This is a genomic window from Phycicoccus sp. Root101, from assembly GCF_001426245.1.
Taxonomy (GTDB): Bacteria; Actinomycetota; Actinomycetes; order Actinomycetales; family Dermatophilaceae; genus Pedococcus.
On the sequence record NZ_LMCM01000001.1, the window covers coordinates 835,260 to 851,167 of the forward strand.

At 71.3% G+C, this 15,908-nt stretch carries 18 protein-coding genes; 13 read left to right on the plus strand and 5 right to left on the minus strand.

What is annotated here, in order from left to right; all coding sequences use genetic code 11:
- Nucleotides 1-62 precede the first annotated feature (62 nt).
- Both xseA and ASC58_RS03905 read left to right on the plus strand, forming a co-directional pair.
- The gene (xseA, locus tag ASC58_RS03900; protein ID WP_056918391.1) at nucleotides 63-1,337 is read left to right on the plus strand and encodes an exodeoxyribonuclease VII large subunit; all 1,275 of its coding nucleotides are present in this window, start codon (nucleotides 63-65) and stop codon (nucleotides 1,335-1,337) included.
- 11 nt (nucleotides 1,338-1,348) lie between these two features.
- Nucleotides 1,349-1,585 carry an exodeoxyribonuclease VII small subunit gene (locus ASC58_RS03905; RefSeq protein WP_056915426.1) on the plus strand — a complete coding sequence of 79 codons (237 nt, stop codon included), beginning with the start codon at nucleotides 1,349-1,351 and terminating at the stop codon, nucleotides 1,583-1,585.
- A 23-nt stretch (nucleotides 1,586-1,608) separates the two neighbouring features.
- On the opposite strand, the gene ASC58_RS03910 is transcribed toward ASC58_RS03905, so the two are convergent.
- Entirely contained in the window at nucleotides 1,609-2,166 is a 558-nt protein-coding gene (locus tag ASC58_RS03910; protein WP_056915427.1) for a DUF4245 domain-containing protein, read from the minus strand.
- A 97-nt stretch (nucleotides 2,167-2,263) separates the two neighbouring features.
- Between ASC58_RS03910 and glpX the strand changes: the two genes are divergently transcribed.
- Genes glpX through ASC58_RS03930 form a run of 4 tightly spaced genes read left to right on the plus strand, consistent with a single transcriptional unit; the run spans nucleotide 2,264 to nucleotide 6,505 of the window.
- Nucleotides 2,264-3,316 carry a class II fructose-bisphosphatase gene (glpX, locus tag ASC58_RS03915; protein ID WP_056918392.1) on the plus strand — a complete coding sequence of 351 codons (1,053 nt, stop codon included), beginning with the start codon at nucleotides 2,264-2,266 and terminating at the stop codon, nucleotides 3,314-3,316.
- On the plus strand, nucleotides 3,313-4,230 hold the full coding sequence (locus tag ASC58_RS03920) for a carbohydrate kinase (protein WP_056918393.1): 918 nt from the start codon (nucleotides 3,313-3,315) through the stop codon (nucleotides 4,228-4,230). Before glpX ends, ASC58_RS03920 begins: the two co-directional genes overlap by 4 nt.
- A 56-nt stretch (nucleotides 4,231-4,286) precedes the next feature.
- Nucleotides 4,287-5,990 (plus strand): fumarate hydratase, encoded by a 1,704-nt coding sequence (locus tag ASC58_RS03925; protein ID WP_056918394.1) that lies wholly within the window; start codon nucleotides 4,287-4,289, stop codon nucleotides 5,988-5,990.
- Nucleotides 5,987-6,505, plus strand: coding sequence for a carbonic anhydrase (locus tag ASC58_RS03930; protein ID WP_056915431.1), 519 nt, complete (start codon nucleotides 5,987-5,989; stop codon nucleotides 6,503-6,505). The genes ASC58_RS03925 and ASC58_RS03930 overlap by 4 nt, the downstream gene beginning before the upstream one ends.
- A gap of 108 nt (nucleotides 6,506-6,613) precedes the next feature.
- On the opposite strand, the gene ASC58_RS03935 is transcribed toward ASC58_RS03930, so the two are convergent.
- Complete coding sequence (locus ASC58_RS03935; protein WP_056918395.1) at nucleotides 6,614-7,042, minus strand: Ohr family peroxiredoxin; 429 nt, start codon at nucleotides 7,040-7,042, stop codon at nucleotides 6,614-6,616.
- 152 nt (nucleotides 7,043-7,194) lie between these two features.
- Here ASC58_RS03935 and lhgO point away from each other — a divergent pair, with 152 nt between their 5' ends.
- The 4 genes from lhgO to ASC58_RS03955 all read left to right on the plus strand — a co-directional run bounded on the left by lhgO (nucleotide 7,195) and on the right by ASC58_RS03955 (nucleotide 10,441).
- A complete protein-coding gene (gene lhgO, locus ASC58_RS03940; protein WP_056918396.1) occupies nucleotides 7,195-8,403 on the plus strand; it encodes an L-2-hydroxyglutarate oxidase in 1,209 nt (402 codons plus the stop codon).
- Between the two features lie 90 nt (nucleotides 8,404-8,493).
- Complete coding sequence (locus ASC58_RS03945; RefSeq protein ID WP_056918397.1) at nucleotides 8,494-8,853, plus strand: GntR family transcriptional regulator; 360 nt, start codon at nucleotides 8,494-8,496, stop codon at nucleotides 8,851-8,853.
- Entirely contained in the window at nucleotides 8,850-9,752 is a 903-nt protein-coding gene (locus ASC58_RS03950) for an ABC transporter ATP-binding protein (protein WP_056918398.1), read from the plus strand. The genes ASC58_RS03945 and ASC58_RS03950 overlap by 4 nt, the downstream gene beginning before the upstream one ends.
- The gene (locus ASC58_RS03955; RefSeq protein WP_056918399.1) at nucleotides 9,749-10,441 is read left to right on the plus strand and encodes a hypothetical protein; all 693 of its coding nucleotides are present in this window, start codon (nucleotides 9,749-9,751) and stop codon (nucleotides 10,439-10,441) included. Before ASC58_RS03950 ends, ASC58_RS03955 begins: the two co-directional genes overlap by 4 nt.
- A gap of 90 nt (nucleotides 10,442-10,531) precedes the next feature.
- Here ASC58_RS03955 and glmM read toward each other — a convergent pair whose 3' ends face one another.
- The 3 genes from glmM to rplM form a co-directional block, all read right to left on the minus strand.
- Complete coding sequence (glmM, locus tag ASC58_RS03960) at nucleotides 10,532-11,887, minus strand: phosphoglucosamine mutase (RefSeq protein WP_056915433.1); 1,356 nt, start codon at nucleotides 11,885-11,887, stop codon at nucleotides 10,532-10,534.
- A 236-nt stretch (nucleotides 11,888-12,123) separates the two neighbouring features.
- Nucleotides 12,124-12,624, minus strand: a complete 501-nt coding sequence (gene rpsI / locus ASC58_RS03965; RefSeq protein ID WP_056915434.1) for a 30S ribosomal protein S9 — start codon at nucleotides 12,622-12,624, stop codon at nucleotides 12,124-12,126.
- Nucleotides 12,625-12,666: 42 nt separating this feature from the next.
- Complete coding sequence (gene rplM, locus ASC58_RS03970) at nucleotides 12,667-13,110, minus strand: 50S ribosomal protein L13 (protein ID WP_056915435.1); 444 nt, start codon at nucleotides 13,108-13,110, stop codon at nucleotides 12,667-12,669.
- Between the two features lie 235 nt (nucleotides 13,111-13,345).
- Between rplM and ASC58_RS03975 the strand changes: the two genes are divergently transcribed.
- Genes ASC58_RS03975 through ASC58_RS03985 form a run of 3 tightly spaced genes read left to right on the plus strand, consistent with a single transcriptional unit; the run spans nucleotide 13,346 to nucleotide 15,908 of the window.
- Nucleotides 13,346-13,960, plus strand: coding sequence for a winged helix-turn-helix domain-containing protein (locus ASC58_RS03975; protein WP_056915436.1), 615 nt, complete (start codon nucleotides 13,346-13,348; stop codon nucleotides 13,958-13,960).
- Nucleotides 13,957-15,240, plus strand: a complete 1,284-nt coding sequence (locus tag ASC58_RS03980; RefSeq protein WP_056918400.1) for an MFS transporter — start codon at nucleotides 13,957-13,959, stop codon at nucleotides 15,238-15,240. Before ASC58_RS03975 ends, ASC58_RS03980 begins: the two co-directional genes overlap by 4 nt.
- A gap of 17 nt (nucleotides 15,241-15,257) precedes the next feature.
- A complete protein-coding gene (locus ASC58_RS03985; RefSeq protein WP_056915438.1) occupies nucleotides 15,258-15,908 on the plus strand; it encodes an LmeA family phospholipid-binding protein in 651 nt (216 codons plus the stop codon).

Here is a 15,908-nt window from a genome sequence, read left to right on the forward strand (position 1 = left end):
AGGGCGACCGGCAGGGGCGTCGACACGCGAGGCCGTCGGTGCCGTCTCCTAGAGTGAGCCCCGTGACCGGCCCCGAGCAGCGCCCGACCCTGCCCGAGCGGGCCGGCGACACGACGGCCGAGTCGCCCTGGCCGGTGCGGCTGCTGAGCATGAAGATCGCCGAGTACGTCGAGAAGATGTCGGTCCTGTGGGTCGAGGGCCAGGTCGTGCAGCTCACCCGCCGACCGGGGTCCCGGACGGCCTACCTCACCCTGCGCGACCCGGACGTCGACATGTCCCTGTCGGTCGCGATCTCGACCAACGCCCTCGACGCGATGCCGGTCCCGGTCGCCCAGGGGGCCCGGGTCGTCCTGCAGGCGAAGCCCGTCTTCTGGACCCAGCGCGGTTCGCTGATGCTCGACGCCCGGCAGATCCGACCGGTCGGGGTCGGCGAGCTGCTCGCGCGGGTCGAGCACCTCAAGCGCACGCTCGCCTCCGAGGGCCTGTTCGACCCCGACCGCAAGAAGCCGCTGCCCTTCCTCCCGCGGACCGTCGGCCTCGTCTGCGGGCGGGCGAGCGCGGCGGAGAAGGACGTCGTCGAGAACGCCCGGCGGCGCTGGCCCACCGTCCGCTTCGAGATCCGTGAGGTCGCCGTCCAGGGGCCGCAGGCCGTGCAGGAGGTGATGGCCGCGCTCGCCGAGCTCGACGCCGTCGCCGGGGTCGACGTCATCGTCATCGCCCGCGGTGGGGGTTCGGTCGAGGACCTCCTGCCGTTCAGCAACGAGGCGCTCCTGCGCGCCGTCGCCGCCGCCCGCACCCCTGTCGTCTCGGCCATCGGCCACGACGTGGACACCCCGCTGCTGGACCACGTCGCCGACTGGCGCGCCTCCACCCCCACCGACGCCGGCAAGCGGGTGGTGCCGGACGCGCAGGAGGAGCGGCACGGCATACGCCAGTCGCGTGAGCGGGCCCGACGGGCCCTCGCGGGTCACGTCGCGAGCGAGCGACGTCACCTCGTGGCGCTGCGTTCGCGGCCCGTCGTCGCCAACCCTGCCGCGATGATCGACGCGCGGCGGGCCGAGCTCGATGCGCTCACCGCACGCTCGCAGCGCCGCGTCCTCGCCTCCGTCCACCGGGCCACCGACCACATCGGCCACCTCCGTGCACAGGTCCGCACCCTCTCGCCGTTGTCCACCCTCGAGCGTGGGTATGCCGTGGTGCAGCACCGCGACGGCCGCGTGGTCATGGACCAGGACGACGTCGCCCCCGACGAGCTCCTTCGGGTCCGGGTGGCCCGCGGTGACTTCGCGACCCGCGTCGTGGGCCTGCCGGCGGGCCAGCCGGCCGAGGCCGGTTAGGCTCCTGCCCCATGGCCAAGGGAGCAGAGCAGACCTCGTCCACCGACCAGTTCCCCGACGTGGCGGAGCTGTCCTACGAGGCGGCTCGCGACGAGCTCATCGGCATCGTCGCCCAGCTCGAGGGGGGCCAGGTGGGTCTCGAGGAGAGCATGCGGCTCTGGAAGCGCGGCGAGGCGCTCGCGGCCCACTGCAGCACCTGGCTCGACGACGCCGAGGCAGCCCTCACCGAGGACGTCGACGGCTCCTGAGCCGGCGGGGCACCGCGGCGGCGTCAGCCTGCGGGAGCCTTCTGCAGGGTCCCGGCGAAGGCGCTCAGCTCGTCGAGCGTGCCGGTCCCGGTGATGATCGTCGTCAGCTCGTCACCCGCACCCGCCTCGTGGACGAGGCTGTTCTGGACCTTGCCGCTGCGGACGTACGTCGTCCACGTGCGGCCACCGGCCTCGACCGTGCCCTTCGCCGCGGCGCGGTTGGTCTGCGCCTCGATCCACTTCGCGGTGGCGTCCTTCGTCTGCTCGATCGCGACGTAGTTCCCCGTGGGCGACTGGTAGCCGGCGTGCCAGACCATCAGGCCGTCGGTGGAGCGTTCGTACCGCACGCTCGTCGCCCGCCACCCGTCGGGCAGGTTCGTCGGCACCTCGATAGGCCAGCCGCTCTCGCGCGCGACCTCCACGGACGCGCCAGCGACGTCGACCGGCGGCTGGGTGACGTTGTTGACGCGAGGCACCACCGCCACGAGGACCGCGACCAGGGCACCGATCACGAGCAGGGACCGGATCATGTTGGGCACGGAGCCGTTGGCGTAGGAACTGCGGGGTGCCTGGGTGCTCACGCCACCATCGTCCCTGACGCGGACCGCTGGGCGCCAACTGCCCCTGCCACCGATAGTCTCGGGGCACTCACCCGCCGCCGCGTGAAGGATCTGATGCATGTCCGAGCAGCACCTCCCCTCATCCCTTCGCGTCGGCAGGGAGGCCCCTGACCGCAACCTCGCGCTCGAGCTCGTCCGCGTCACCGAGGCCGCCGCCATGGCCGGTGGCCGTTGGGTCGGGCGGGGTGACAAGAACGGCGCGGACGGTGCAGCGGTCGAGGCCATGCGGACCCTCATCTCGACGGTCTCGATGCAGGGCGTCGTCGTCATCGGCGAGGGCGAGAAGGACGACGCGCCCATGCTCTACAACGGCGAGGAGGTCGGCGACGGCAACGGTCCCGAGTGCGACGTCGCGGTCGACCCCATCGACGGGACGACGCTGACGGCCAAGGGTCAGTCCAACGCCGTCGCGGTGCTGGCCGTGGCTGACCGGGGCAGCATGTACGACCCCTCTGCGGTGTTCTACATGGACAAGCTCGTCACCGGCCCCGAGGCCGCCGACGCCGTCGACATCCGCCTCCCCGTCGCCGAGAACATCCGCCGGGTCGCCAAGGCCAAGCGCGAGACCGTGGAGGACGTCACGGTGGTCATGCTCGACCGCCCGCGCCACGACAAGCTGGCCGCCGAGGTCCGCGAGGCGGGGGCGCGCCTGCGCCTCATCTCCGACGGCGACGTCGCCGGGGCGATCATGGCCGCCCGCGACGAGACCGGCATCGACCTGCTGCTCGGTGTCGGCGGCACCCCCGAGGGGATCATCGCCGCGTGTGCCATCAAGTGCATGGGTGGCGTCATCCAGGGACGCCTCGCGCCCAAGGACGACGAGGAGCGCCAGCGCGCCATCGACGCCGGTCACGACCTCGACCGCGTGCTGTCGACGAACGACCTGGTCAGCGGCGAGAACTGCTTCTTCGTCGCCACCGGGATCACCGACGGCGAGCTCCTCCGCGGGGTCCGCTACCGAGCCGGCGGCGTGACGACGCACTCCCTCGTCATGCGCAGCAAGTCCGGCACGATCCGGCTGATCGAGGGCCACCACCAGCTCGCCAAGCTGCGGGCCTACAGCTCCATCGACTTCGACCACGCCACCCCCCACCTCCAGGACGCCCCATGAGCCAGCGCCTGCTCGTCGTCGGCGAGGCACTCGTCGACATCGTCACCGATGCCAACGGCGAGTCCGCAGAGCACATCGGCGGCAGCCCGGCCAACGTCGCCGTCGGCCTGGCCCGGCTCGACCACCGGGTCGACTTCGCGACCTGGCTGGGCGACGACGAACGCGGCTCCCGCATCGCCGGTCACCTCAAGCGGCACGGCGTGCACGTGCTGCCGGCGAGCCTGGGCGCGGCCCGCACCTCCGTCGCCGCGGCGACCCTGGACCAGGGTGGCGCAGCGAGCTACGACTTCGACCTCCTCTGGGAGCTGCCGGAGGTCGTCCTCGAGCCGGGCACGAGCCACGTCCACACCGGCTCGATCGCCACGGTGCTCCAGCCGGGGGCGCAGAGCGTCACCGCGGCCCTGCGCGCGGTCCGCGAGGTCGGCACCGTGTCCTACGACCCCAACATCCGCCCGAGCATCATGGGCGACCTCGACGCCGTCCGCGACCGCGTGGAGGAGCTGGTCGGTCTGTCCGACGTCGTCAAGGCGAGCGAGGACGACCTCGACCTGCTCTACCCCGACCGCTCCCCCGAGCAGGTCATGGCCCTGTGGGTCGAGCTCGGCGCAGGCATGACCCTGGTGACGCTCGGCGGTGAGGGCGTGGTCTACCGCGTGGCCGCCGGTGAGCAGGTCGTGACCGAGCCCGCGCGGGCGGACCGGGTCGTCGACACCGTCGGTGCCGGCGACTCCTTCATGGCCGGACTCGTGTCCGGGCTCGTCGTCGCCGGGCTGCTGGGTGACCCGGGTGCACGCGAGCGGCTGCGGAGCGCGACACTGGAGGACGTCAGCCCCGCCGTCGACCGCGGGCTGGCCACGAGTGGAGTCACCGTCGGGAAGGCCGGGGCCTACGCCCCCAGCCTCGACGAGCTCTAGTCACGAGCGGTAGTCACGAGCTGTTGTCGCTGCGGCGACCTGAGGACAGGAGCACCATGCCGGACACGCCGGAGAACCCGCCGGAGCCCGAGTTCCCCTACGAGGACCTGCTGCCGATCGGTCCCGACCAGACGGGGTACCGCCTGCTGACGACCGAGGGCGTCCGGACGGTCGAGGGGCCCGGGGGTCGCACCTTCCTCGAGGTGGCGCCCGAGGCGCTGCGGCTGCTCACCGACACGGCGATGCACGACATCGCCCACTACCTGCGGCCGGCCCACCTGACACAGCTGCGGCGCATCCTCGACGACCCGGAGGCGAGCAACAACGACAAGTTCGTCGCCCTCGACCTGCTCAAGAACGCCAACATCGCCGCCGGTGGCGTGCTGCCGATGTGCCAGGACACCGGCACCGCGATCGTCATGGGCAAGCGCGGCCAGCACGTCCTCACCGAGGGCACCGACGAGCGCGCGATCGCCCGCGGTGTCAGCGACGCGTACACCCGCCTCAACCTGCGCTACTCGCAGATGGCGCCGCTGACGACGTGGGAGGAGAAGAACACCGGCTCCAACCTCCCCGCGCAGATCGAGCTCTACGCCGACACCGCCGAGGGCCACGAGAACACCTACAAGTTCCTCTTCATGGCCAAGGGTGGCGGCAGCGCCAACAAGTCCTTCCTCTACCAGGAGACCAAGGCGATCCTGAACCCCGGGCGCATGCTCGCGTTCCTGGACGAGAAGCTGCGTTCCCTCGGCACGGCCGCCTGCCCGCCCTACCACCTGGCCATCGTCATCGGCGGCACGAGTGCCGAGTTCGCCCTGAAGACAGCCAAGTACGCGAGCGCGAAGTACCTCGACGACCTCCCACGCGAGGGGGCGATGACCGCCCGCGGGTTCCGTGACACCGAGCTCGAGGAGCAGGTGCTCGAGCTGACCCGCAACTTCGGGATCGGGGCGCAGTTCGGCGGCAAGTACTTCTGCCACGACGTCCGCGTCGTCCGCCTCCCCCGCCACGGGGCCTCCCTCCCGGTCGCCATCGCGGTGTCCTGCTCCGCGGACCGCCAGGCCCTCGGCAAGATCACTCCCGAGGGCGTCTTCATCGAGGTCCTCGAGACGGACCCGGCCCGCTTCCTCCCGGAGACGACCGACGAGCACCTCGAGGGCGAGGACGACGTCGTGCGCATCGACCTCAACCGCCCGATGGACGACATCCGTGCCGAGCTGACGAAATACCCTGTCAAGACACGGCTCTCGCTCAGCGGCCCCCTCGTCGTCGCGCGCGACATCGCGCACGCCAAGATCAAGGAACGCCTCGACGCCGGCGACGGCATGCCGCAGTACCTCAAGGACCACGCGGTCTACTACGCAGGTCCGGCCAAGACGCCCGAGGGCTACGCCAGCGGCTCGTTCGGCCCGACGACCGCCGGCCGGATGGACTCCTACGTCGACCAGTTCCAGGCCGCCGGCGGGTCGATGGTCATGCTGGCCAAGGGCAACCGCTCCAAGCAGGTGACCGACGCGTGCGATGCCCACGGCGGCTTCTACCTCGGGTCGATCGGCGGCCCGGCGGCCCGCCTCGCGCAGGACTGCATCAAGTCGGTCGAGGTCCTCGAGTACGCCGAGCTCGGCATGGAGGCGGTCTGGAAGATCGAGGTCGAGGACTTCCCCGCCTTCATCGTGGTCGACGACAAGGGCAACGACTTCTTTGCCTCCACCACCAAGCCGATGGCCATGTCCATCCCTAAGAGACCGGGGCTGCTGTGAGCGAATCACCCATCAGTGCACAAGGATTCGACGACCTGATCGAGGCGAACAAGCGTTACGCCGAGACCGAGTTCTCGACCGGCGGGTTCGACGGCATCGCGCACGCAGGTGTCGCGATCGTCACCTGCATGGACTCGCGGATCGACCCGCTGCGACTCGTCGGCCTCCAGCCCGGCGACGCCAAGATCTTCCGCAACCCCGGCGGGCGGGTGACCTCCAACGCCCTCGAGGCGCTGGTCCTCGGCGTCCACCTGCTCGGCGTCGAACGCATCCTCATCGTGCCCCACACCCGGTGCGCCATGGCCTCGAACAGCGAGCAGGAGCTGCGGGCGAAGATCGGCGAGTCGTCCGGGCAGGACGCCTCCTGGCAGGGCTTCCACGTGGTCACCGACCAGCGGGCCGCGCTCGGTGCGGACGTCGCCGCGGTCCGCAGCCACCCGCTCATCCCCGGCACGGTCTCCGTCGGCGGTTTCCTCTACGACGTCGACAGCGGCCTGCTCGACCAGCTGTTCTGACCGTCGGTCCCCACGACGGGACCCTGGGACGGAGGCACACACAGAGGCGGGGTATGGCGCGTGGTGACCACGCGCCATACCCCGCCTGTGTGCTGCTGGGGACCGGGGTCAGATGCCCTTGGCCGAGATGGTGACGTCGATGTTGCCGCGCGTCGCCTTGGAGTAGGGGCAGAACTCGTGGGCGAGCTCGGCGAGGCGCTGGGCCGTCGCGTCATCGACCCCGGGGACCTCCGAGACGAGGGTGACCGCGAGGCCGAAGCCCGTGTCGGTCTTGCCGAAGGTCACGTCGGCGGTGGTGGTGGACGCGCTGGCGTCGACACCCTCACGGCCGGCGACGGCTGCGAGCGCGCCGTTGAAGCACGAGGCGTAGCCGGACGCGAACAGCGTCTCCGGGTTGGCCTTGGGGTTGCTCTTGCTGCCCGGCTTGCCCAGGGGCAGGTCGACCACGCCGTCCTCACTCTGCACGCGGCCCTCACGTCCACCCTGGGCGGAGGCGGCGATGGTGTAGAGGGTCTCGTTGACTGCTTCGAAAGGCATGGCTGTCCTGTCTGTCGGTGTACGGGTACGTCTGCGGCAACTCGTGGGGAGGTGGGGCAATTCCCGGTGGTCCACGTCCCGAGACGTGTGCCTGCACACACCGGTCGGCCACGCCCGAGGCCCTGCCCCCTGCCGCTCGCTAGGTTGGTGGCATGTCCCCACCAGTCCGCGTCGTCGTCATCGGTGGCGGGATCCTGGGCCTCGCGGTCGCCGAGCGGTTGCTGCGCACGCGGCCGGGCACCGAGGTCACGGTGGTCGAGAAGGAGCAGGGCTGGGCGCGGCACCAGACGGGGCGCAACAGCGGCGTCATCCACTCCGGCCTGTACTACCCGCCCGGGTCGGCCAAGGCGAGGATGTGCCGGGCCGGATCCGCCTCCATGGTCGCCCTCGCCCGCGAGGACGGCATCGCGCACGAGGTGTGCGGCAAGCTCGTGGTGGCCACCCGTGAGGACGAGCTCGCCGGCCTGCGCCGCCTGCACGAACGCGGCCTCGCCAACGGGCTGCAGGTCCGTGAGCTCGGCCCCGAGGAGGCCCGCGAGCACGAGCCACACGTCGCGGCGCTGGCTGCCCTGCACGTGGCCGAGACGGGGATCATCGACTACGGCGCGGTCTGCGCGGCGCTCGTGCATCGCCTCGAGTCCGGCGGTGCCGAGCTGCTGCTCGGCACCGAGGTGCTCGGCGCCCACGAGACCGTCACCGGTGGGACGGTCGTCCGCACCACCCGAGGCGACCTGCCTGCAGACCTCGTGGTCGCCTGTGCCGGGCTGCACGCCGATGCCGTCGCCCGGCGCCTGGGGCACGAGCCCTCGGCGCGGATCGTGCCCTTCCGCGGGGAGTACTACGAGCTGTCCCCCTCGGCCACCCCGCTCGTCCGGGGCCTGGTCTACCCCGTCCCCGACCCCGACTTCCCGTTCCTCGGCGTGCACCTCACCCGCGGCATCGACGGTCACGTCCACGCCGGGCCCAACGCGGTGCTGGCGTTCGCGCGTGAGGGGTACGACTGGCGCACCGCCTCCTGGGAGGACCTGCGCGGCACCCTGACCTTCCCCGGGTTCTGGCGGCTCGCGGGTCGGCACTACCGGGCCGGCGCCCGCGAGGTGGCCCGGTCGGCGTCCCGGCACCTCTTCGCCGACAGCCTGCGCCGGCTGGTCCCGGAGATCCACGACGACGACCTGGTGCCGGCGACGGCCGGGGTCCGCGCCCAGGCCGTGCGGGACGACGGCACGTTGGTCGACGACTTCCTCGTGGAGCGGGTCGGCAAGGTGGTGCACGTCCTCAACGCCCCCTCGCCGGCCGCGACGAGCGCCCTGGAGATCGCGCGCCACATCGTCGACGACCTCGTGGGACCGCACGAGCGCTGACGCGGGACCGAGGTCTTGACAGCGCGGCTCGCTGGGTTGCATGGTTAGTTACATGAGTAATGAACCGGCTAACCGAGGGTCCGTCCGGTGATGGACGACGGTCGGCCGATCTTCCTCCAGATCGCCGAACAGATCGAGAACTCGATCGTCGACGGCTCGATCGACGAGGAGAGCCAGGTCCCCTCGACCAACGAGCTCGCCGCCTTCCACCGGATCAACCCGGCCACGGCGGCCAAGGGCGTGGCCCAGCTCGCGACCGACGGGGTCATCTACAAGAAGCGGGGGATCGGGATGTTCGTCGCCAGCGGGGCACGCTCGCGCCTGCTCGAACGGCGCCGGGAGGACTTCGCCCGGCAGTTCGTCGAGCCGCTCATGACCGAGGCACGCAAGCTCGGCATCGAGCCCGACTACGTGAGGAAGCTGATCGACGTGTGGGAGGAAGACCAGTGAGCATCATCGAGCTCGACCACGTCAGCAAGCGGTTCGGAGACGTCACCGCGCTGGACGACGTCACGGTCCGCTTGGAGGAGAACGCCATCCACGGCCTCCTCGGACGCAACGGCGCCGGCAAGACCACCCTGATGCAGATCCTCACGGCCCAGGCCTTCGCGACCTCGGGCCGGGTGCGGGCCTTCGGGGAGGACCCGTGGGAGAACACCAGCGTCCTCGATCGGACCTGCTTCATCCGTGAGGGGCAGCGCTACCCCGACGCCTTCACGGTGCGCCACGTCCTCGCGGCCGGGCGGATCTCCTTCGCACAGTGGGACGACGACCTCGCGACCGAGCTGGTCGACCAGTTCCGGCTCAGGACGAACCAGCGGGTCAAGAAGCTGTCACGCGGCCAGCTGTCCGCGGTCGGTGTGGTCCTGGGGCTCGCCTCGCGCGCCCCGCTGACGATCTTCGACGAGCCCTACCTGGGGCTCGACGCGGTCGCGCGGCAGCTGTTCTACGACCGCCTGCTGGCCGACTTCGCCGAGCACCCGCGCACCATCGTGCTCTCGACCCACCTCATCGACGAGGTGGGCGACCTGCTCGACCACGTCGTGGTGCTCGACCAGGGGCGGGTGGTCGTCGACGAGGACACCGAGGCGCTGCGCGGGAGCCTCGTCGTGGTGAGCGGCCCGAGCGCGGCGGTCGACGACTTCGCCGCCGGTCTCGACGTCGTGCACCGCGAGAACCTCGGCGGCTTCACGCGGGCGACCGTCCGCCACGCCCCGACCGGCGACGCCGAGCGGCACGGGCTCCGGCTGGAGCCCGTCTCGCTCCAGCAGCTCGTCGTGCGCACCACGACCGGCCCAGCCCTGCCACCCGACACCGTCATCCGCCACGAGGAGGTCCACCTCTCATGACCGCCGCCCTGAAGGTCCTGCGCATCCACCTGCTCCCGGGGCCGATGGCCCTGTTCTGGCCGTGGCTCATCCTGGCCATCTCGTTCTTCGTGAACCTCGCCATCTTCGGCCTCACGGACGTCCCCGTGGCCGACCGGCAGACCGGCGGCATCGCCTCGCTCTACGGCGTGGCGATCTTCGCGAACCTCTCGCTGTGGACCCAGGTCTTCCCGCTCGCGATCGGGCTGAGCTCCACCCGTCGCAGCTTCTTCCACGGGACGTGCCTGTACGTCCTGGGGCAGTCCGTGCTCGCGGGGGTCGTCCTCACCGTCCTCCACGCGCTGGAGGGGGCGACGAACGGCTGGGGCGTCCACATGCGGTTCTTCACCCCGGGATTCCTGGAGGGGGGCAACCCCGCCGAGCTGTTCCTCACCTACTCGGTGCCGTTCGTGTGCGTCTCGGCGCTGGGGATGCTCATGGGCACCGTCTTCAAGCGGTGGGGGCAGACCGGGATGTACTCCCTGTCGACAGCCAGCCTCCTGCTGGGGTGCGGTGCGGCCGTGCTCGTCACGTGGCGTCACGCCTGGGGCGCCGTCGGGCGGTTCTTCACCGACACCGACCCGTTGGCCCTGACCAGCGGCTACCCGCTCGTGCTCGCCGTGGCCCTCGGCGCGGCGGCCTGGGTCGTGCTGCGACCCGTCACGCCCTGACGCCGGGGCCGAACGGCCCGCTGCGCTACCGGGCCGGGCCGGCCGGCCGGCCCGGCCCGAGCCAGCACGGTAGCCCGGCTGACCGGTGGCTCAGAGCGAGAGGCGCGCCGTGACGACGTCGACGAGGCGACCGGCGACGGCGTGCGCCTCGGCCTCGTCTGCGGCCTCCACCATGACGCGCACGACCGGCTCGGTGCCGGACTTGCGCAGCAGCACGCGGCCCGTACCGGCCAGGGCCGCCTCCTCCTTGGCCACGGCCTCCTGGAGTTCCACGTCGCTCTCGACACGGGACTTGTCGACACCCTTGACGTTGATCAGCACCTGCGGCAGCCGGCGCATCACGGTGGCGAGGTCGGCGAGTGAACGCCCGGTGGCGCAGACGCGGGCCGCCAGCATGAGGCCGGTGAGGACCCCGTCCCCGGTGGTGCCGTGGTCGAGGAAGATCACGTGGCCGCTCTGCTCGCCGCCCAGGGACAGGTTGGAGGACCGCATCTCCTCCAGGACGTAGCGGTCGCCGACGCCGGTCTGGCGGACGGCGACGCCCTCACGCTCCATCGCCTGGATGAGCCCGAGGTTGCTCATCACCGTGGCGACGAGGGTGTCCTGGGCGAGCGCGCCGCGCTCCTTCATGTCGACCGCGAGGATGGCCATGATCTGGTCGCCGTCCACCTCGTTGCCGTCGGCGTCGACGGCCAGGCAGCGGTCGGCGTCACCGTCGTGGGCGATGCCGAGGTCGGCCCCCTTGGCCTTGACGGCGGCCTTGATGTGGTCGAGGTGCGTCGAGCCGTACCCGTCGTTGATGTTGAGCCCGTCCGGCTCGGTGCCGATCTCGTGCACCGTGGCGCCGGCGAGGCGGAACACCTCGGGCGAGACCGAGCTCGCGGCCCCGTGCGCGCCGTCGATGACCACGGTGATCCCGTCGAGCCGGTTCGGCAGGACGGCGAGCAGGTGGGAGATGTAGCGCGTGTGGCCGTCGGGCATGGTCACGACCCGGCCCACGTCTGCGCCGGTCGGGCGGTCCCACTCCTGGTCGAGCAGCGCCGCGATCTCGTCCTCGACGGCGTCGTCGAGCTTGTGCCCACCGGTGGCGAAGAACTTGATGCCGTTGTCCGGCATGGCGTTGTGCGAGGCGGACAACATCACGCCGAAGTCGGCGTGGGTGTCTGCGGTGAGGAACGCGATCGCCGGGGTCGGCAGGACGTTGGCGTGGTAGACGTCGACCCCTGCTGAGGCGAGGCCGGCGATGACCGCGGCCGAGAGGAACTCGCCGGACGCCCGGGGGTCGCGACCGACGACGGCCTTGGGGCGGCGGCCGTTCCTGCGGGCCCCGTCCCCGAGGACGTGGGCCGCGGCGACGCTCAGCTTCAGGGCGAGCTCGGCGGTGATGTCGACGTTGGCGAGGCCGCGGACCCCGTCGGTCCCGAACAGTCGTGCCGGAGTGGCCATGGGTGGTGAACCTTTCGGTGGTCAGGCGCCCACGCGGCATACGGGAGGACCGCAACCGGGGTGGGCGCCCGCGAACACGGGCATCTCGAGGAACCTACTCCCCCGAACGCCGCGATGGCGGCACCCGACGTGCGGGTGCCGCCATCGCGGTGGTGAAACGGCAGGCGCCGAAGCGACGCCCACGCTGATCTGTCAGCGCGGAGGAGCCAAGCGGGTGAGCCTGGCGCCAGCCAGGATCAGCGCTTGGAGTACTGCGGAGCCTTGCGGGCCTTCTTGAGACCAGCCTTCTTGCGCTCCGGGACGCGGGAGTCGCGCTTGAGGAAGCCGGCCTTCTTGAGTGCGGGACGGTTCAGCTCCTCGTCGATCCCGTTCAGCGAGCGGGCGACGCCGAGGCGCACCGCGCCGGCCTGGCCGGAGGGGCCACCGCCGTGGACGCGCACGAGCACGTCGTAGGCACCGTCGAGCTCGAGCAGCGTGAGCGGCTCGTTGACGATCTGCTGGTGGACCTTGTTCGGGAAGTAGTGCTCGAGCGTGCGCCCGTTGATCTTCCACTCGCCGGTGCCGGGGACGATGCGCACGCGGGCGATGGCCTGCTTGCGTCGGCCGGTGGCCGCGCCGGGCGCCGTGGCGCTCGCACGCCGCGTGGGCTCGTCGGAGACGGGACCCTCGGACTCGGAGGTGTACTCGGTGAGCTCGACCTCGTCGGTCGAGTCGATGTTCTCGGTGGTGTCAGCCACGTGATGTCCTCAATTCGCTTTCTTGCACAGGTCCTTGCGGACTTACTGCGCGACCTGTGAGATCTCGAAGGGCTTCGGCTGCTGGGCCGCGTGGGGGTGCTCGCCGCCGGCGTAGACCTTGAGGTGAGTCAGCTGCTCGCGCCCGAGGGTCGTGTGGGGAAGCATGCCGCGGACGGCCTTCTCCACAGCCTTCTCGGGGCTCTTGGCGAGGAGCTCGGTGTAGGAGGTGCTCCGCAGGCCGCCCGGGAAACCGGAGTGGCGGTACGCCTTCTTCTGCTCGAGCTTGGCGCCGGTGAGGGCGACCTTGTCGGCGTTGATGATGATGACGAAGTCACCACCGTCGACGTGCGGCGCGAAGGTGGTCTTGTGCTTGCCGCGCAGGAGGATCGCGGTCTGGCTCGCCAGGCGACCCAGGACGACGTCCGTGGCGTCGATGACGTGCCAGGTCCGAGTGACCTCGGCCGGCTTCGGGGTAAAAGTGCGCAATGTACTGGCCCTTTGCTTGCTGGGAAGGATCCGTGTGCCGTGGGCGCCCGAGGCGCTGATGTGTCGCCTTGCGAGGGCGCACGGCACAACAGTGCTCAAGTTTACGGGTGGGGTGCGGTGGACCCAAATCGTCCCCGGGGCAGCCGGGAATGGCACCTGACCTGCGAGAACACGCTTTCGGAGCACCCGTGCACAGATCTTGTGCAAACAGAGTGTGCACATGTATTGTGCACGCATGGCTCCCGATGAACCCTCCACGAGTGCCGGCCTGACCGGCTTCCGGCTCGATGCGACCTCACTGAAGGTCCTCGCCCATCCCCTGCGCTCGCGCCTGCTCTCGCGCCTGCGGATCGGGGGTCCGGCCACGGCGACCGACCTGGCGACCCAGCTCGGCACCAACTCCGGCGCCACCTCGTACCACCTGCGCAAGCTGGAGTCGGTGGGCCTCGTGAGCGACACCGGTGACGGTGAGGGCAAGCGGCGGCTGTGGCAGGCGGCCACCGAGAGCCACCAGTTCGAGCCGAGCGACTTCGCCGGCGACGAGGACTCCGAGACGGCGCTCAACTGGCTGGTCCGCGACTACGCGCGGCACTTCTCCGAGCGGTTCGAGAAGTGGCTCGACGTCGAGGCCGACTGGCCCATGGAGTGGCGCGACGCCGTGGGGCTCAACGACTCCTTCATCGTCGCCACGGCCGCCCAGGTGGAGGAGCTCAAGGTGGAGATCGACGAGCTCATCGCCCGCTACCGGCGGGTGGGACAGGGCAACCCCAACGCGCGTCGCCTTGCCGTCTACACCGCCACCTACCCGCTGGACCTCGACCGGGTCCCCCGGGGGACGGACCAGTCATGACCGCCTCCCCCGTGACCGCCCTGCAGGCCCGCCGGGTCCTGCTGCTGCTCACCTTCACCCGGTGGTTCCCGGTGGGACTCACCATCGGTGTCACGACACTGCTCGTCCTCGAGCGCGGCATGAGCCTGGCCCAGCTCGGTGTCATCTTCTCGATGCAGGGCTTCGTCGTCCTCGGCCTCGAGCTGCCGACGGGCGGGTTCGCCGACGCGCTGGGCCGCCGCCCGGTGCTCGTGGCCTCGGCCGTGGTCGCCCTCGTCTCGGGCCTCGTGTTCATCACCTCCCACACCTTCACGGGGTTCGTCGTGGCGCTGCTGCTGCAGGGCGTGTTCCGTGCGCTGGACTCCGGGCCGCTGGAGTCCTGGTACGTCGACACCGCCCACGCCGAGGACCCGGCCATCCCGGTCGAGGACGGGCTCTCCCGCGCGGGCACGGTCCTCGGGCTGGCCATCGCCTCCGGCGCGCTGGTCTCCGGCGGCCTCATCGCCTGGCACCCGGTGCGGGCGCTGACGGCCCTGGAGTTCCCGTACTGGTGCGCGATCGGCTTCTACGTCGTCCACCTCACCGCCGTGTCGGTGCTCGTGCGCGAGCCCGTGACCCACGTCGACTCCACCGGGTTCCACCGCGCCCTGGCCTCGGCCAGGCAGGCACCGACCGTCGTCGTCGACGGCCTGCGCACGCTCCGCACATCACGCGTGCTGCTGGCGCTCGTGCTCGTGGAGGTGTTCTGGTCGGTCGGCATGATCGCGTTCGAGACGTTCATGCCGGTGCGGCTGGCCGAGCTCGCCGGGGGCGAGACGGAGGCGGGCGCGCTCATGGGGCCGGTGTCGGCCGCCGCCTGGGGCCTGTTCGCCGTCGGCTCGGCTGCAGCGGGGCTCGCGAGCCGCCGCATCGGCGTCGCCTGGACCGCGGTCCTCGCCCGCGTGCTCAACGGCGCCTTCATCGTCGTCATGGGCCTGATGCTCGGGACGGTCGGCCTGATCACCGCCTTCCTCGTCACCTACACGTTGCACGGTTCCGGGGGCCCGGTGCACAGCACCCTGCTGCACCGCCAGGCCGAGGCCCGCAACCGCACCACGGTCCTGTCGATGAACTCGATGATCGCCGGCGGCGCATTCAGCCTCGGGATGCTCGTCCTCGGCCCGTTCGCCGAGAGCACCAGCACGGCGATGGCCATCATCGTGGCGGGAGCCTTCAGCATCATCGGCGCCGCCCTGTACCTCCCCGCCATCCGCCAGGAACGTCACCAGGACCGGTCCGTCACCGAGCCAGCCCCCGCCTGAGCCCACAGACTGGGGACATGCGTTCCTTCCTCGCCGGAGTCCTCACCACCCTCGTGGCCCTCGCCGTGGCGGCCGTGGTCGTCGTGGGCACGCTGCCCGTCGCCGACCCGGCTCCAGCGACGTCGTCGCCCTCCCCCGCCCCCTCGGGGGCACCGGCGAGCGTCGCGGAGGGTGAGACCTGGCTCAGCGACGTCGACCTCACCAGCAGCACGGTCCTGACCTCCGACGGCCCCCTCACCGACGTGCGGGCGACCGGCGCCGGAGTGCGCCTCACCGCCGACGGGCTGAGGGCCCAGCGGCTCGACCTCGGGGCGGTCCTCCCGTTCGCCACCGCCGCGCGCCAGATCGGTGACGTCGAGCTGTATGCCGCCGGCAACGGCCGGGCGGGCGTCCGCCGGACTGCGAGCATCCTGGGGCGCGACCTCTCCGTCCGCGCCACGGGAACGGTGCGAGCCGTCGACGGCCAGCTGGTCATCGAGCCCGAGAGCGTCGACCTGGGCGGCCCCGGCCTGGTCGACACGGCCCTGTCCGCCGCCGCCCGGCGGTTCGTGACGATCCGCCACACGGTGACCGGGCTGCCCGCCGGCATGCGTCTGACCGGGGTCTCGGTGCAGCAGAACGGGTTCCGGGCCACGCTGTCCGGCACCGACGTGGTCCTCACCCAGTAG